Raw genomic sequence first — 17,756 nt, forward strand, 5'->3', positions numbered from 1 at the left:
ACCTTGCTTTTTAACAATATATAAAATGAAGACAAAAAAACCGCTACGGTTTCCCGCAGCGGTTTCCTATATGTTTAGATTTCTAATTAAGCGTTAACTGATGCCATGTGAGCGATCAAGTCAAGAACTTTGTTAGAGTAACCGATTTCGTTGTCATACCAAGATACAACTTTTACGAAAGTGTCAGTCAAAGCGATACCAGCTTTAGCATCGAAGATAGAAGTACGAGTGTCACCCAAGAAGTCAGAAGAAACTACTGCATCTTCAGTGTAACCCAGAATACCCTTCAATTCGCCTTCAGAAGCTTCTTTCATTGCAGCGCAGATTTCAGCGTAAGTAGCCGGTTTAGCCAAGTTAACAGTCAAGTCAACTACAGAAACGTCCAAAGTCGGAACGCGCATAGACATACCAGTCAGTTTACCGTTCAAAGCCGGGATTACTTTACCTACAGCTTTAGCAGCACCAGTAGAAGAAGGGATGATGTTGCCAGAAGCAGCACGACCACCTCTCCAGTCTTTCATAGAAGGACCGTCAACTGTTTTCTGAGTAGCAGTTGTAGAGTGAACTGTAGTCATCAAACCGTCAAGGATACCGAACTTGTCGTTCAATACTTTAGCGATAGGAGCCAGACAGTTAGTAGTACAAGAAGCGTTAGAAACGAACTGAGTACCTTTCACGTATGTTTTTTCGTTTACACCGCAAACGAACATCGGAGTGTCATCTTTAGAAGGAGCTGACATTACAACATATTTTGCACCAGCTTCGATATGAGCCTGAGCTTTGTCTTTGCTCAAGAACAAACCTGTAGATTCAACAACGTATTCAGCACCTACAGCATCCCATTTCAAGTCAGCCGGATTTCTTTCTGCAGTGATGCGGATAGCCTGACCGTTAACGATCAATTTGCTGTTTTCAACATCTGCTTCGATAGTACCGTCGAATTGACCGTGCATTGTGTCATACTTCAGCATGTAAGCCAAGTAGTCTACCGGGCAAAGGTCGTTGATACCTACGATTTGAATATCGTTTCTTTTCATTGCAGCGCGGAAAACGAAACGTCCGATACGTCCGAATCCATTAATACCTACTTTAATCATTTTGTTTAAACTTTTAAGGGTTTTATAATATTTGTTCAAATATCTCTCAGCTCGCACATTTGTTTTATTTTCAAATGCGGTGCAAAATTACAAAAATGTTTTTATATTCGCATATTAAATTCACATTAAATATTGAAAAAAGATGGGAAAGAGCACATTTTTACAAGACTTTAAGGCGTTTGCTATGAAAGGGAACGTCATTGACATGGCTGTCGGTGTAGTTATCGGCGGCGCGTTTGGGAAGATCGTATCGTCACTGGTGGCGAATGTTATTATGCCCCCAATAGGCTTATTGGTTGGTGGTGTGAACTTTACAGATCTGAAATGGGTAATGAAAGCGGCTGAAGTTGGAGCAGACGGTAAGGAGATTGCTCCTGCCGTATCTCTGGATTACGGACAATTTCTGCAAGCAACTTTTGACTTTCTGATTATAGCTTTTGCTATATTCCTATTTATACGTCTGATCACTAAACTGACCACGAAGAAGGCGGCAGAGGAAGCCCCGGCTGCTCCTCCTGCACCACCTGCTCCTACTAAAGAAGAGGTGTTGCTGACTGAGATTCGTGACTTGCTGAAAGAGAAGAAATAAGTACTTGTATAATGAATAGGAGATTCTGTTTTGAGTCTCCTATTTATTATATATAAGTCTCTCTGACATCGTTTCCCTTTTCGGATTTTATGTTGTCCGATGATATATTTCTCTCGTAAATTTCGATTTTTCTGTTTATTCTTCTATCTTTTTGCCTACTTTTTTCTACTTTTGCAAATCATTTATTCAAAATCCAACCATTGATATGCAGGAGAAAATAATAATTCTTGATTTCGGTTCGCAGACAACACAGCTGATTGGTCGTCGCGTACGCGAACTGGACACGTATTGCGAAATTGTTCCTTATAACAAGTTTCCTAAAGAAGATCCGACAATTAAAGGAGTCATCCTTTCCGGAAGTCCTTTTTCGGTTTATGATAAAGATGCCTTCAAAGTAGACTTGAGTGAGATTCGTGGTAAATATCCTATTTTGGGTATCTGCTATGGTGCACAGTTTATGGCGTATACTAACAATGGAAAAGTAGAACCGGCCGGTACACGTGAATATGGCCGTGCACATCTGACTTCTTTCTGCAAGGATAATGTGCTGTTTAAAGGAGTTCGTGAGAATACGCAGGTATGGATGAGTCATGGTGATACAATCACTGCTATCCCTGATAATTTTAAGAAGATTGCTTCAACGGATAAAGTGGATATCGCTGCTTATCAGGTTGAGGGTGAGAAGGTATGGGGCGTTCAGTTCCATCCGGAAGTGTTCCATAGCGAAGACGGGACGCAGATATTGAGGAACTTCGTAGTTGATGTTTGCGGATGCAAGCAAGACTGGTCGCCGGCTTCTTTCATCGAGAGTACGGTTGCTGAGTTGAAAGCTCAGTTAGGTGATGATAAAGTGGTGCTGGGATTGAGCGGTGGTGTCGATTCATCGGTTGCTGCTGTTTTGCTGAATAGAGCTATCGGTAAGAATCTGACTTGTATCTTCGTAGACCACGGTATGCTCCGTAAGAATGAGTTCAAGAATGTGATGAACGATTACGAATGCCTCGGGCTGAATGTAATTGGCGTGGATGCCAGCGAAAAGTTCTTTGCAGAGCTTGCAGGTGTGACGGAACCGGAGCGTAAACGTAAGATTATCGGTAAGGGCTTTATCGATGTATTCGATGTGGAAGCTCACAAAATAAAAGATGTGAAATGGCTGGCTCAGGGCACTATTTATCCAGACTGCATCGAATCATTGTCTATAACAGGTACAGTGATCAAGAGTCATCATAACGTAGGTGGTCTGCCCGAAAAAATGCACTTGAAGTTGTGCGAGCCGCTTCGTCTGTTGTTTAAGGATGAAGTTCGTCGTGTAGGTCGCGAGTTGGGTATGCCGGAACATCTGATTACTCGTCATCCATTCCCTGGCCCGGGTTTGGCTGTACGTATTCTTGGAGACATCACCCGTGAGAAAGTGCGTATCCTGCAAGATGCTGATGATATTTACATTCAGGGATTGCGCGACTGGGGATTGTATGATCAAGTATGGCAGGCAGGCGTTATCTTACTGCCGGTACAGTCTGTAGGTGTCATGGGAGATGAACGTACTTATGAAAGAGCGGTAGCATTGCGTGCCGTGACTTCTACTGATGCCATGACTGCCGACTGGGCGCATTTGCCATATGAATTCCTGGGTAAGATTTCGAATGATATTATTAATAAGGTGAAAGGTGTAAACCGCGTAACCTATGATATCAGTTCTAAGCCACCTGCAACTATTGAGTGGGAATAAGAGATTTTCTTGATTTATATAAAATTCCAGTATCGCAAGTTACTGGAATTTTTTTTATGTAATATACCCTTTACTTCTTATTACGGCCTATTCGCCAGAGATTGTTGGTGAAGGAGAAAATATTATTATATATGGTAGAAATTAAGGTGTGCATTTTATTTCTTATGCATTTATTCTTTTGGGGATCTACTACCTTTTTTATTTAGTATATTTGAAAATAAATAGTTGTGCTTGGCTGTTATGATTCATTTTTATATTTAACAGATTGGGATAAGTTGCTCTAGAACTTGGTAGTTTTATACCAATAAGTGTATTTTTTCCTGTTTTCATAGGCTATTCAAAGGTTATTAAGTTTGTGTGCTACTTAAGACGGTGTAAAGTTATTAATAAAATTGGTGAACGCAATGTTTTTTTTATTTTAATTATCGGCAAACGATGTTTTTTTTAATTTTTCATTCTACTACTCAGATCGTAATAAGATAGATATAATCTTTTAATTATTGTATATTGTTGATTATTAGTATTTTATCGCTTTGGATACCAAGTTCTAGAGCGACTTATTCCAATCGGTCAATTACGACTATATTTCTTAATAATTATTTATGATAATGCGAAATTATAGGCCGCCTCCGGGCTGTGATTAAATTTTTATTATCGTTTCTTCAGCATAGATCAGAACAGTGCTGAAGAGAGATTGAATTCATTAAAAATTTCAATACCCCCAAGAAAAACAAATGAATGATAACAGTCAAACACAACTATATATATTCCAAAACTTACTAAATATTAAGATAAAGCATACACACCCAAAAACAAACGTATTAGAGTAAAAATGCACATCTTATTTCTACCACATTATCATAATGCTAGATATAGAATAGTAAGTTTTCTACTTATCCATATTAACCCAACTAATTATTAACCTTTAATCACAGAAAAACAATGCAAAAAAGAACTATTTTTTTGACATTTTTTGCCACCGTATTTGTCTATCTGACTTCATGTTCGGATAGTAAGAATATAGGAAGTGCAGTATTTAATCCGGATCAACCTATTGAGGTGACCGGATTTTATCCGGATTCCGGTGGAATTGCCACCCCTATGATCGTCGAAGGCAGAAACTTCGGTTCAGACACTACCAATCTGAAAGTTTACTTTGAGGATGTGGATGGAATAAAGCATCCGGCAGGCTTAGTCAGCTCGAATGGAAGCAAAATCTATCTATATGTTCCTTCAGGGTTAACGTACAAGAAAGAAATGAATCTTCTCGTTGCCCGAACGATGTCCGACGGGAAAGAATATGAAGGTCAAGCCAGAAAACAATTCATCTACAAGACTCAGACAAGTGTAACTACCGTAATAGGTCAAGCTTCACCGGATGCCGACCAACCTACTGTGGGAGGAGATATAGCTACTTCTACATTGTCGGCACCCAACTACATTTGTCTGGACGATGAGGATAATATCTTTATCACCGAACGTCATGTTTGGCACGGAGGAGATAATTATCCATCCGTAACCTGTAAGAATGATAAAGGAGAAAACTCGAATGGAAATATTGTCATGGCTTCTGTCAAGAGTAATTCAGTGCTTGTACTACAGTATGGTACGGCAGCTATACTGAATGCTCCTGCTTTCTCGGATATAGATAATGCGATGTATGCTCCTGAAGATGGTGGTATGGGGTTCTATGCTTTGTCTAAAAGTGTAAGTTATGCACCTCGTCGTCTGACAGTGTTGCTGGATGATGCAACAAAGGATATTGCCGATAATAATTATAAGCACTGTTTTGTGGTGAACAAACTCGACCATTACATTTATACGGTGATGGTAAGAGGCCAACTGGTCAGGATAAAACCGAATACTCGTACTTGTGAACTCCTGCTTAAGAAGGTAGGTACTTCCACCCGACCTGACGCCTGTGACTCATACTGTGCATTCAGCCCTGTCAAAGGACAGGAAAATATGCTTTACATCGCAATGGCTGAAGGTAATCAGATATGGAGAGTAGATGTCGGTAATCTGGAAGGTAAAGATAAAAAAACCTATCCTGGTGAGGGTTATGCCGGAAAAGCTATAGTAGAAGGACAAATTGCCGGAAAAGGATGGGAAGACGGTCTACTGAGAAATGCCAAGTTTAATAATCCCCACCAGATCTGTTTTACGGAAGACGGTAAGTTGTATATCGCTGATTGTGGTAACAATTGTATACGAGTGATTGATACAAGATTGTCAATAGACAAAGCTACCGTAAGTACCCCTATCGGACTTCCGGGAATGAAGGGTTATAAAGATGGTGGTCCGGACATTGCTATGTTCAATCATCCTTTCGGAGTTGCTGTCAGTGCCGATGGACAAATCGTGTATGTTGCTGATACCGGAAATAAAGTGATTCGTAAATTGTCTATAGAATAACCTTTTATAATACATATATGAAAAAAAATCTTTTATTGATTGTGCTGCTGATGATACTCATTCCATTGGCAGGTTACAGTCAGAACGAAACGAAGACACAGTTTACAGTGGCGGGCGTGATTGTGGATGCATCCGGTGAGCCATTGGTAGGTACAGCTGTTTATGTAAAGAATGAACCGGGGGTCGGCGTGGTAGCGGATTTGGATGGAAAATTCAAAATTAGAGTGACGAAGAATGCCACGTTGGTATTCCAATCGGTCGGTATGAAGAATGTCGAGATGCTGATTACCAAAGATGAAGAGAAACTTAAGATTGTCATGAAAGAAGACGAGACTAAGATTGATGAAGTAGTGGTAACGGGCATGAGTTCGCAGAAAAAAGTATCGGTAGTAGGCGCAATTACCACAATCGATGTCGCGCAATTGAAAACTCCCGCCACCTCTCTTAATAATATGATCGGAGGTCGAATGGCGGGTGTCATCACTATGCAGACTTCGGGTGAACCGGGGAAAAATATCTCTAACTTCTGGATTCGTGGTATCAGTACTTTCGGAGCCGGTACCGGAGCATTGGTGCTGATCGATGGTATCGAAGGAAGACTGGAGGATATTGATACCGATGACGTTGAATCATTCAGTATTCTGAAGGATGCCGCAGCGACGGCTGTCTACGGAACACGTGGGGCCAATGGTGTAGTATTGGTGACTACCAAACGCGGTACCAGCGGAAAACTGGAAGTGACCGGACGTGCTACCATGAAAATATCCCATATCAAACGTCTGCCCGAATATCTGGGAGCTTATGATTACGCGCTTCTTGCCAATGAAGCCAGAGCAATGTCGGGAGAAGATGATCTGTATACCCGTCTGGAACTAGACCTTATCAAAAATAAGTTGGATCCGGACCTCTACCCGGATGTAAACTGGATGGACGAAATCATGAAACATAATTCTATCCAACAGAATTACTATGTCAGTGCTAAAGGAGGAGGTGATGTTGCCAGATATTTTTTATCGATAGGTTATCAGGATGAAGGTGCTGCTTATCGTCAGGAAGAAAACCTGTTTAAGAAACCATTGAGCGTAAACAAGCTGAACTATCGTGCCAATATCGACATGAATCTGACCAAAACAACCCAGTTGTATTTCGGTGTGGACGGATATGTCAATTCCTATGTCAGCCCGGGCGGAATGAATACAGACGCAGTATGGTCTGCTGTCCAACAGTTGACACCACTTCTGTTTCCGGTCACTTACTCCGATGGTACGTTACCCGTATATGGAGGACAGCGTACATTGGCTTCTCCTTACGTTATGCTGAATAATACCGGATATATGCAAAGTGAGGACAACCGAAACATGCTGACGCTTAAATTGACACAAGAATTCAAAGGATTCCTGAAAGGACTGACATTATCCGTACAAGGGATGACAGAACATATCGGTTATTTCAGCGAATACCGCTCTATTTGGCCGGATCTTTACCGTGCTACCGGGCGAACGGCACAGGGAGTTTTGATTAAATCACTGCGCTCTTCACAACAAAGTCTGGCATACGGAGATGCTGAACACTCTTACAGACAGTACTACTTGGAGGCAAAAGCTAATTGGAACCGGACATTCGGCGATCATACTTTCGGTGCGTTGCTCGAATACTATATGAAAGATGAGAAAGATTCTCAATGGGGAGCCATTGATGATTTGGGCATCAGCAGCATTCCCAAGCGTCATCAGAATCTCTCCGGACGTATCTCTTACGACTATAAAAACCGTTATTTTATTGACGCGAATTTCGGTTATACAGGTTCTGCTCAGTTTAAAAAAGGCGAACGATTCGGTTTCTTTCCTTCCATTGCTGCCGGATGGGTTCCTTCCTCTTATAACTGGTGGTCTGAGAAACTGCCTTGGTTCACGTTTCTGAAATTTCGCGGTTCTTACGGTATTGTAGGAAACGACCAGATTGTTGCCGTCAACGATTATACAGGCGTAGGGCGTTTCCCTTATATGACTATGATAGACAATCACGCCGGATCTGCCTGGGGATACCGCTATAATGGTATCACAGAAACCTACACTGGAGCCGACAACTTAAAATGGGAAGTAGCGAAGAAGGCAAATCTGGGTATCGACGCCAAGTTCTTTCATGACAAGCTGTCTTTTACTGTCGATATTTTCCGGGACACTCGTGATCATATCTTTCAGGATCGTGTGACGTTGCCTTCTTTTGTAGGTATGGTGACCTATCCGAAATCAAATGTAGGACGTATGCACAGTGTGGGATCGGACGGAAACATTGAGTTTTTCCATCAGATCAACAAGGATATGAATTTTACCATTCGTGCTAATTATACGTTCTCACAAAATGTCATTGACTATTTTGAAGAGAATAAATTACCTTATGATTATCTCAGCGTGACTGGTAAGCCTTTTAATATTTTGCGCGGATACATCTCCGAAGGGCTGTTCGCCAGTAAAGAGGAGATCAATACCAGTCCTGACCAAAGTGGATTCGGAACGATACGTCCCGGTGACATTAAATATCGTGATGTGAACGGAGACGGCATTATCAATGAAGACGACAAGGTGCCTTTGTCTTATTCCAACCAGTTACCTAGAATGATGTATGGATTTGGCGGTGATTTTCAATGGAAAGATTTGACTGTGAGTATTTTGTTCAAGGGTTCTGCGAAAGTGGATTACTATCGTGCAGGACTTGGCAATGACTACGGATGGATTCCGTTTTATAACGGAGACTTGGGAAATGTGATCAAACTAGCTAACAATCCCAAGAACAGATGGACCCCTGCATGGTATTCGGGAACTACTGCTACAGAGAATCCGAATGCGGAATTTCCACGGCTTTCTTATGGCAAAAACACGAACAACTCCCAGCTTTCTTCTTTCTGGAGACGGAACGGTTCTTTCCTGCGCCTTCAGGAAGTCAGCCTGAGATACAGCCTGAAACATCTGCCTTGGATTAAATCTGTTGGATTGTCTTCCGTTGATCTGGAATTTGTAGCCAACAATCTGTTCACTATCGACAAAGTGAAATACTTTGATCCGGAACAGGCTTCGGCAAATGGTGCTGTCTATCCGATACCTGCTACTTATGCTTTTCAGGTATACTTAAGATTCTAATCACATAATATTGAAAAATTCATGAAAAATCGAATTAAAATACTTTTGGGAGCGGTCATTGGCAGTTCTTTACTGTTCAGCTCCTGTAACTTTTTGGATGTAGACAGCTATTTTCAGGCTACATTTAAGGAAGATTCCATTTTCCATAGCATGAAGAATGCCGAAGGATACCTTTGGAATACCCCGACTCGTTTTCCCGACGCCGGTGCCATTTGGGGAAACTCATGGAATCCGGGAGAAACTGCTTCGGATGAGATAACCGTCAGATGGCAAACTAACGAATTCTGGGGAGCGCAGTTCAGTATCGGTAAAATTAACAGCAGAAACCTGCCGCAAGATTTGTGGTATACTATGTATGTAGTAGTGACAAGATGTAACCGGATGTTGGAAAATGTCGGTAAAGTACCCGATATGACGGAAGCCGACAGAAGACGCTATATAGGATATGTACACTTTATGCGCGGTTATGCCTACTACCATTTACTGATGAACTATGGTCCGTTGCTGATTGTGGGGGATGAAGTGCTGAGTACTTCAGAATCGGCGGAATACTATAACAGGGAACGGTCTACATATGATGAATCCGTGGATTATATATGCAATGAATTCAAACTTGCTACGCAAGGCATTTACGGACCGACCGAACAGAGTATCAGTTATTCTGATCGTCCAACGAAAGGGGCGGCTTTGGCACTGATAGCTCGTTTGCGCTTGTTCCAGGCTTCTCCGTTGTTTAATGGCGGTGATGCTGCCCGTCAATGTTTCAGCAACTGGCAGCGTAAAAGCGACGGTGCCGATTACGTAAACCAAACTTACGATCCTGACCGCTGGGCGGTGGCAGCCGCTGCCGCAAAACAGGTGATTGATATGGATTACTATTCGCTGTTTACAGTGATGCCCGACAACCAGCATCCATATCCGTTGGCAGATAATGTTCCTACCGCTCCTTTCCCCGATGGGGCAGGTGGTATCGATCCTTTCCATTCTTTTGCTGATATGTTCAACGGTGAAGGTATCATATCCACTAATAAAGAGTTTATCTGGGCTATGTCATCCGGTAGTGTCTATAGTTACACAAAACACTCGTTCCCGGTAGGTTTCGGAGGCTGGGGCGGTATGTCCGTACCCCAAAGAGTGGTCGATTGCTTCCTGATGATGGACGGCAGAGATATACACAATGCGTCAGCGGAATATCCTTATGTAGCGGACCTTAACCAAACAATAGGTACCAATAAAGTATTGGGAAGTTACCAGTTGCGAGGAGATGTTCCGAAGATGTATGACAACCGTTCGGCACGTTTTTATGCTTCCATCGGATTTCCCGGACGCCTGTGGACTATGAATTCCGCATCTTCTGATGCAAGCTATATCAATCAGCAGTTCTGGTATTCGCACGATGACTCGAAAGCCGGACTTGCCGGTGCGGGAAGTAATGTCAATGACTACAATATCAGCGGTTACACTCCTGTCAAGTATATTCATCCGGACGATTCATGGGCTGGCGGAAAAGGGAATGTGAAAGGTTCATTCATTACCAGCCCCAAACCGTTTGCTATCATCCGCTATGCGGAAGTACTTCTTGAATATGTAGAAGCACTAAACAACGTAACGGGGACCGTAACCGTAACTACCCCCGATATGACAGGTACGGATGTCGAAGTTACTGTCAGTCGTGATGTTCAGGAAATGGCTAAATATTTCAATATGATCCGCTATCGCGTCGGATTACCCGGTCCTTCTTTGAGCGATATGAATGATGCGAGCCGGTTTGAGCAAATTATCCGCAACGAAAGGCAAGTGGAACTTTTCAACGAAGGCTACCGCTATTTCGATACTCGCAGATGGGGTACTTTCCTCACCGACGATGCCAATATGTCCAACTGGCGGGGACTGGATGTGCAGAAAGACCGTACCGACGTCAGTGGCAATCCGGGATTCTGGAATATCGTGACAATCGACCAGCAGAATATCCGTGACCGGGTTGCACTGCCCAAAATGGTATTTATGCCGATTCGCCATGATGAATTACTGAAAGTTCCCGCAATGGATCAGAATCCGGGATGGGACAGATAATGAAAAACAAGAATAACAGAAAGAAAATATGAAGAAGATAGTAACTATAATTCTTTGCTCTGCTTTGGTTGTAATAAGTGGTTGCGATAACTATGATTTCGCTCAGGAACAATTCCGCAAAGAAGTAAATTTGCTCAGTAATTCGAGCCTGGTGTATGATCGCCAGGTAGCCGAGTTGCAGCAGGGAGGAGATACCCTTTTCGTGGTGGCTTCATTAAGTGGTTCGCAGGCTTCCGATGAATCGTTTACAGTAGCACTGCAAAACTCTGATACATTGTTGAGAGCTTACAACAAATCTAATTTCGATATCAATAAAGCACGCTTCGCGAAGTATTTACCGGAAGAATGTTATGAGTTTCCGACTATGGAAATGACTATTCCTGCCGGCTCTTCCAAAGCGATGTTTCCGGTGTATCTGAAAAATCTGGATAAGATTTCACCCGACTCCATTTATTTTCTCGAATATAAGATTGATTCGCTGAAGACACCGGACTGTAATCCGAAGAAGCGACACGTGCTGCTTCGCATTCATAAGGAAAATTATTATGCATCCACACAAACGGCAACATATTACAATTATACGAGTAGTACCATTATTATTCCGAATACGGATGGAACCAGTGAAGTCCGTCGTCCGACGAATTCCAATCGTGTATTTCCTGTTTCGGAGAATTCCGTACGTCTGATGGCAGGCGATGAAAGTTTCAGTGATTATACCACTGCACTGGATATCATCAATAAAGGAAGCATCATTCTGGAAATGGGAGAACAGTTGCCCGAGAATCCGCTGGCAAAAGAGCTTACTATTCTGCCCTATAAGGATATCGACGTAATGCAATTGACTCCCATTGGAGAGTATGACAATACGTATTTGCTGAATGTCATCCGGACGCCCGACGGACGTGCCACTTATTATAAGGAGTTCCGTCTCCATTACAAATACCGTTTGCAGCCTACAGACCGATACAGGGAAGTAAATGCCAAACTGAGATACCAATTCAATCCAAGAGTAGAAAACTTGTAATGCATCTAATGATATGAAAAAAAATATACTAATCATCGGGCTGGCAGGAGTTTTGGGAACGTTCATTGCGCTTTCTTCCTGTGGTCCCGATTATGAAACGGAGTTCAGTGTGTTGTCTTTGACTATCCCTAGCGAGAGTCAGGCAGCTATCGTTTTCCCCCTTGCCGGTGGTGAGCATGAGATAGAAGTGGAGACCAATGTGGCGCTTGATAACTGGACGGCAAGTTCGAATGCCGGATGGTGCAAGTTACAAAAACATGAAGGTAAAGTCACCGTATCTGCTGACGAAAATGAGGATTATAAACAGCGCATAGCGGAGATTACGATAGCTTACGGTCATCAGAGCTTTTCTATTAATGTCAAACAGTTCGGCCTGGAACCGGTGATCGAAGTGGAAGGATTGACGGCCGATGGAATGAAAATCGTAGATTCTAAAGCGACTTCTCTGACTATTCCGGTAAATACCAATCTGAATCTGGATGTTATTACTGTGCCGGATACTTGTGATTGGGTACGTTTTAACGAACCGGAGCAGCCGAAGGCTAAGAAATCACAGAAAGCAGAAAAAGCAGAGAACACAGTCAAGAAGAACCTGACATTTACTTTGGATCAGAATACCGATACCCTTGTGCGGTATTGTACAGTCACTCTGCAGTCGTCACAAAACTATAATTGTGTCGGTACACTCATTATCAAGCAGCAGCCGAGAGGATATATTGTTGACATTGACGAATCAAAGAAGGAATATCAGGTGAAAGCTACCGGAGAAACAATCACGATTCCATTTAAAGTAAATGGTCCTGCAGATGCGTATACTTATGAAGTGGAGGCTTCTGCCCGTGAATGGATTACGCCTTTGCCTGCCACGAGAGGTATGCGCGATGCTTCCGAAAGTTTCATTATCCAGCCTAATACTGTAGAGGAAGAACGGGTGGGACACATCACATTCAGAAGCACTGATCCGATAGAGCCTAATGAGTTCACTGTCACCGTTACACAGGAGAAATTCATTCCGGTTCCTCCCGAAGGGGTGAAGAATCCGACAGCTACTCCGGGAGCGGGATTTATTAAGTTGAAATGGGAGATGCCTGTAAATGTGAATTTTACAAAGATGAAAGTCATCTATCATGATCCGGTGACGAAAGAGGATAAGGAACTGGAAATCGCAGATAATACTACCAACTTATTTATCGTAGATAACACATTCAAATGTGGCGGTGAATATGAGTTTACTATCAAAACGTATGGTCCTACAGGCATGGAGACGGAACAACCTGCCGTCGTAAGAGGAACTTCCGGGGAGTCCGTTATCAAGGCACCTATTGCTCTTACGGTCGATATGTTCTCTGCCAATGCGACCGAACCGTCCGAAGGATCACTTGCAGCTTTAGTCGATGATAATATAAATACCTATTATCACACGATATGGAGTGGAACATCACCCAATAAGCAACCTCATTATCTGCAAATCAATATGTCGGAATTGCCATTGCAGTCCTTGCGCTTTGAGTATGATGGCCGAAATAATGGTAATGGTGCCGGGGACGTAAAACGTGTAGGTATCTGGGGAAGTGACAATAACAATACCTGGACGCTGATGGGTAAAGAGACTTATACACTGCCCGGCAGCAGAGGACAGCACGTTGAACCTAATGAGAATATAAAAGCCGGCAAACCATATAAATACATTCGCTTTATTCCGGAAGCTCGTCGTGATGCCGATCCGATAGATCCGAGCGGAGGAAACGGCTGGTGGAATATGGCTGGTATCTATCTTTATAAGATAAACGATCATGATGAGGCTTGGGCAAGAAAAGAACTAGGCATCTGATAAACTAATAGAAAGACTGGCGGGGAGGAAATAAGATTAGATTGGACACATTTTCCTATAAAACTCCCTGTCAGTCATTTTTTTTATTTATATTATCCGACTATTGAGAATCATGTACATGAAAACAAAGAAACTGAATATCATATTACTTGTTTTGCTGCTAATCTGCACAGCCGTCGGTTGTCATTCACGGCAGAAACCGGACATTCGTCCCCATCCCGTAAATCTCAGTGCCGACAGTTTTTATCAACAGGCGGTAGCCATCCTGCAATCGTCTTATGATGTCGATTCCACCCGGAAGTGTATCAGCCTTCTGGACCGGGCACTGTCGATTGACAGTCTCAACCCCGATTATTATGGTACCAAAGCTAAACTACTGGCTGAGATGGGGGAGCTGGATTCCGCATTGCATGTCCAGACTTTGGCAATGGAGAGAAAAGCGATAACAGGAGAATACCTGTTTCAGTTAGGATTGTTTCAGGCGGCTAAAGATATGAATGCTGATGCGCATCAAAGTTTCGGAAAAAGTCTGGAAATTCTGCGGGCAGTGCTCGAACAATATCCTGACAGTTTGGGAGCATTTATTCTTGAAGAATCCGCCAATGCGCTTTATCAGGGAGCAGACAGCATTTATATGAAAGACATCGATGGCATTCGCAAACGTTTCCCGAACAGGCTTCTGGAAATAGAGATGATCCGAAGGTTGAAGCCGCATTCGCTGGTGAAGCAAATCAAAAAGATTCAGATAGAGAATGAATATAACATTGACTTCGATTTGGATAGTTTGGTCAACGAAATGGAAAAACAACAAAAATTATAAATACTATGTTATTGGATAAGGTAAAACACATACTATGTATCTCTCTTATTCTGCTGGTGGGAGTCACTACTCTCTATGCTTGCAAGAGTGATGATAAGGAGCTGCAGGGAGAGCCGGTGCTGCAAGTTCAGAAATCCATTGGATTCAAGAAAGAGGGTGGGGAAGTAGCCGTACCTGTCAAATCGAACCGGGAGTGGAATGCATCGGTAACTGAGGGAAAAGAATGGCTGACGGCAAGGAAAGCATCGGATACAGAACTGACGGTTTCGGCAACATCCAGTCCCGAAAAAGGAGTCAGAGAAGGAAATATTACTATCGCCAATAATGCGCTGACTGCTAAACTCAGAGTTGTGCAGACAGGCGGTGACCTGATCATTGAAGTGGCTGAAGAGAGCCGTGTCATTCAGGTGGCGGGAACAGGAAACGATCATCTGGAAGTCAACTTGCTTTCCAATACAGACTATGAAGTAGTTATTCCGGAGGAAGCCAAAGACTGGATTACCGAGAAAGAAGTACCTGATACAAGAGCCGATCTGGCATCCAGTACACGAATATTCTCCATTGCTTCCAATCCTCTGACTACAGAAAGGAATGCTACGATCAAGTTTGTATCCAAAGAAAATACAAACATTTATGACCAGTCGGAAATCAAACAACAAAAGAAATCGAGTGATATTTCGGGTGTAAATCCGGAGAAGGATATAAAGTTGAAAGTTACCGGTGGATACGACACCGACCATCAGCCGGGGCAGGATATATCGAAGTCTTATGACGGTCAGTTCGGCGGAACCTGTTACCATTCCACATGGAGTCAATCTGCAAAATTCCCCGTTACTCTTGAATATCAGTTCGATCAGAATCAGCTTACGCTAGACTATATCCTATATCACAGCCGGAATGGTAACGGTAATTTCGGAGCATTCGAACTTTACATCAAGCCTCAAGGAAGTACGGATTTTATTCATATACAAGATTATGATTTTAAAGGAGCAGGAGGCAGCCATAGGATATTGCTGAACGATCCGGTTGTACCTGCGGCTGTTCAATTCAAAGTTAAAAGCGGATTAAATGATTTCGTCAGTTGCGACGAGATGGAATTTTTCCATGCTGCGGAAAATCCGCTTGACGAACAACTGATAACAGTATTCACCGACCGTTCATGCAGTGAACTCCTCCCGGACGCTTCCGACGAAGCCATCAATCGGCTTCCGGCATTCTTCAATGTGCTGGCAAAGTCTTTGCAGAGCAATACTTATCCCGAAGCGGAAAAGAGATTCAGGATACAGTCATATCAGGCATACAGTGTGCCCGAATATTGGGGAGATAAATTGAGAACCAATTACTACTCGCCTCTTTGCAACCCTACCGGTATCATAACCAATGCGGGTGAAGAGATGGTCGTTTTAGCAGACGGCATACCGCAAGGTGAATCCATTTCACTAAGGTGTTGTTCGGATCTGGGGCCCGACGGTGAAGAACGATTCCTGAAAAACGGAATCAACAAGTTTTCTTTCTCACGTGCGGGAAATCTGTTTGTCATCTATCAGAAACTTGATCCCCGTGGCATGCCGGCAGTGAAAATACATTTTCCGCCCCAGTATGTGGAGATAACGGAACATGCGCGTGTAGGCTTCAATGTATGGGATCTGACTGTGGATAAAACCGATGATCTGTTCCGTGAATATATCCGGAAGGCAAAATCTGTCACTTTGGACGGATCTGACAAATGTGTATTTGTGCTGAAAGGCAGGAAGATTCTGTTTACAGCACTGAAAGACTTGCTGCAAAATCAGGACAACTTCAAACAGTATGGAGTAGTAAGAGGAATGGAACGATGGGATAACCTGATAGATTGGGAGCAGGAACTGGCTGCCATCGACACCTATTCGAATACGGGAGAATTCAATTCACTGATGCATGTCACTACTTTCACCGACGGACTTTATGCTACCAATTATTACATTAACATGGCAGCCGGTGATGTAAGCACAAAAGACGGATGGGGATTCAAAAACAACTTCGATCCGCGCGATATGGACAAGAATCAGGACAATGAATGGGGACCGGGACATGAACTCGGACATATGCATCAGGGAGCCATCAACTGGCCCAGTACTACGGAATCGAGCAATAATCTCTTTTCTAATTATGTGGTGTACAAGATCAACCAGTGGGGATCACGTGGTAGTTCCATCGGGACATTGGCTGTTTACCGATATGCGCCTCCGACCCCTTGGAGCAGATTCATGCATCCGCGAGACCCGAACACGCTGGCATTTACCCCCCAGGATATGACATCTGATGATGCCAATAAATATGGATTATATCAAGGAGAAGCCTCCGAAATGCACATGCGCCTTAACCAGCAATTGTGGACATACTTCGAACGTATCGGCAAGAAACCGAATACCATCCGTAAGATATTCGAGCAAGGACGTACCCCTGAATTCTGGTTACCTTTCAATGATCCGGGAGCAGCGCAACTGATGTATGCACGCAACGTAGCAAAAGCTGCTAACATGGATATGACCGAATTCTTCGATGCCTGGGGATTCTTTATTCCGGTCAGTTTCAAGTTGTATGCTTACGGAAGCTTTTCATATACCGTGACACAGGATATGATTAATCAGACGCTGGCTTATATGAAAACATTTTCCACTAAATGTCCGCCTATTGAATACATTGAAGACCGAAGATATCAGGTAGGAGCCAAAGGCAATCAAAAAGGTATATCCGAAGATGGAGGAGATGTAGGGTACTTCGAAACATTCCAGAACAATGTGAAAATCACCAAGACTGTAAGTTATACCGTTTCCGGAAGAACATACACTGTGACTAATGGCGAACAGGCGGTTGCTTTCGAATTAATCAAGGATGGCAAAAAAGTATGGTTTGCCAATCGGTTTGTATTTACTGTACCTGCCGAAGCAGACATTGAAGGAGCGGAACTGTACGCTGTTCAGGCGGACGGGCAACGTATTAAAGCAAATAAATAGGGAAACTTACTGAATATCCCCAATCTTATATGGAATGAAGAGTAG

At 43.0% G+C, this 17,756-nt stretch carries 10 protein-coding genes; 9 read left to right on the forward strand and 1 reads right to left on the reverse strand.

Annotated elements, in window-relative coordinates; all coding sequences use genetic code 11:
* Positions 1-86: 86 nt before the first annotated feature.
* Positions 87-1,097, reverse strand: a complete 1,011-nt coding sequence (gap, locus tag BT_RS21520) for a type I glyceraldehyde-3-phosphate dehydrogenase (protein WP_008759940.1) — start codon at positions 1,095-1,097, stop codon at positions 87-89.
* A gap of 142 nt (positions 1,098-1,239) precedes the next feature.
* Here gap and mscL point away from each other — a divergent pair, with 142 nt between their 5' ends.
* From mscL to BT_RS21565, 9 genes are all read left to right on the forward strand, one after another.
* Positions 1,240-1,686: a large-conductance mechanosensitive channel protein MscL gene (gene mscL, locus BT_RS21525; protein WP_008759941.1), complete on the forward strand. Its 447-nt coding sequence runs from the start codon at positions 1,240-1,242 to the stop codon at positions 1,684-1,686.
* A gap of 205 nt (positions 1,687-1,891) precedes the next feature.
* Positions 1,892-3,415: a glutamine-hydrolyzing GMP synthase gene (guaA, locus tag BT_RS21530; protein WP_008764459.1), complete on the forward strand. Its 1,524-nt coding sequence runs from the start codon at positions 1,892-1,894 to the stop codon at positions 3,413-3,415.
* Positions 3,416-4,357: 942 nt separating this feature from the next.
* Complete coding sequence (locus BT_RS21535) at positions 4,358-5,830, forward strand: hypothetical protein (RefSeq protein WP_011109178.1); 1,473 nt, start codon at positions 4,358-4,360, stop codon at positions 5,828-5,830.
* A gap of 17 nt (positions 5,831-5,847) precedes the next feature.
* Positions 5,848-8,967 carry a SusC/RagA family TonB-linked outer membrane protein gene (locus BT_RS21540; protein WP_011109179.1) on the forward strand — a complete coding sequence of 1,040 codons (3,120 nt, stop codon included), beginning with the start codon at positions 5,848-5,850 and terminating at the stop codon, positions 8,965-8,967.
* A 21-nt stretch (positions 8,968-8,988) separates the two neighbouring features.
* Positions 8,989-11,040: a RagB/SusD family nutrient uptake outer membrane protein gene (locus BT_RS21545; RefSeq protein ID WP_011109180.1), complete on the forward strand. Its 2,052-nt coding sequence runs from the start codon at positions 8,989-8,991 to the stop codon at positions 11,038-11,040.
* A 28-nt stretch (positions 11,041-11,068) separates the two neighbouring features.
* Positions 11,069-12,064 (forward strand): BT_3044 domain-containing protein, encoded by a 996-nt coding sequence (locus BT_RS21550; protein ID WP_011109181.1) that lies wholly within the window; start codon positions 11,069-11,071, stop codon positions 12,062-12,064.
* 13 nt (positions 12,065-12,077) lie between these two features.
* Positions 12,078-13,895, forward strand: a complete 1,818-nt coding sequence (locus BT_RS21555; protein WP_011109182.1) for a BACON domain-containing protein — start codon at positions 12,078-12,080, stop codon at positions 13,893-13,895.
* A 118-nt stretch (positions 13,896-14,013) separates the two neighbouring features.
* Positions 14,014-14,715, forward strand: coding sequence for a tetratricopeptide repeat protein (locus tag BT_RS21560; protein ID WP_054959065.1), 702 nt, complete (start codon positions 14,014-14,016; stop codon positions 14,713-14,715).
* A gap of 5 nt (positions 14,716-14,720) precedes the next feature.
* Positions 14,721-17,711, forward strand: a complete 2,991-nt coding sequence (locus BT_RS21565) for a M60 family metallopeptidase (RefSeq protein WP_011109184.1) — start codon at positions 14,721-14,723, stop codon at positions 17,709-17,711.
* Positions 17,712-17,756 lie beyond the last annotated feature (45 nt).

The organism is Bacteroides thetaiotaomicron VPI-5482, assembly GCF_000011065.1.
Lineage (GTDB): Bacteria > Bacteroidota > Bacteroidia > Bacteroidales > Bacteroidaceae > Bacteroides > Bacteroides thetaiotaomicron.

Coding starts and splice junctions, on each gene's coding strand:
- BT_RS21565 (WP_011109184.1), top strand. CDS start 14,721: ATGTTATTGGATAAGGTAAAACACATACTATGTATCTCTCTTATTCTG.
- guaA (WP_008764459.1), top strand. CDS start 1,892: ATGCAGGAGAAAATAATAATTCTTGATTTCGGTTCGCAGACAACACAG.
- BT_RS21555 (WP_011109182.1), top strand. CDS start 12,078: ATGAAAAAAAATATACTAATCATCGGGCTGGCAGGAGTTTTGGGAACG.
- BT_RS21550 (WP_011109181.1), top strand. CDS start 11,069: ATGAAGAAGATAGTAACTATAATTCTTTGCTCTGCTTTGGTTGTAATA.
- mscL (WP_008759941.1), top strand. CDS start 1,240: ATGGGAAAGAGCACATTTTTACAAGACTTTAAGGCGTTTGCTATGAAA.
- BT_RS21545 (WP_011109180.1), top strand. CDS start 8,989: ATGAAAAATCGAATTAAAATACTTTTGGGAGCGGTCATTGGCAGTTCT.
- BT_RS21560 (WP_054959065.1), top strand. CDS start 14,014: ATGAAAACAAAGAAACTGAATATCATATTACTTGTTTTGCTGCTAATC.
- BT_RS21540 (WP_011109179.1), top strand. CDS start 5,848: ATGAAAAAAAATCTTTTATTGATTGTGCTGCTGATGATACTCATTCCA.
- BT_RS21535 (WP_011109178.1), top strand. CDS start 4,358: ATGCAAAAAAGAACTATTTTTTTGACATTTTTTGCCACCGTATTTGTC.
- gap (WP_008759940.1), bottom strand. CDS start 1,097: ATGATTAAAGTAGGTATTAATGGATTCGGACGTATCGGACGTTTCGTT.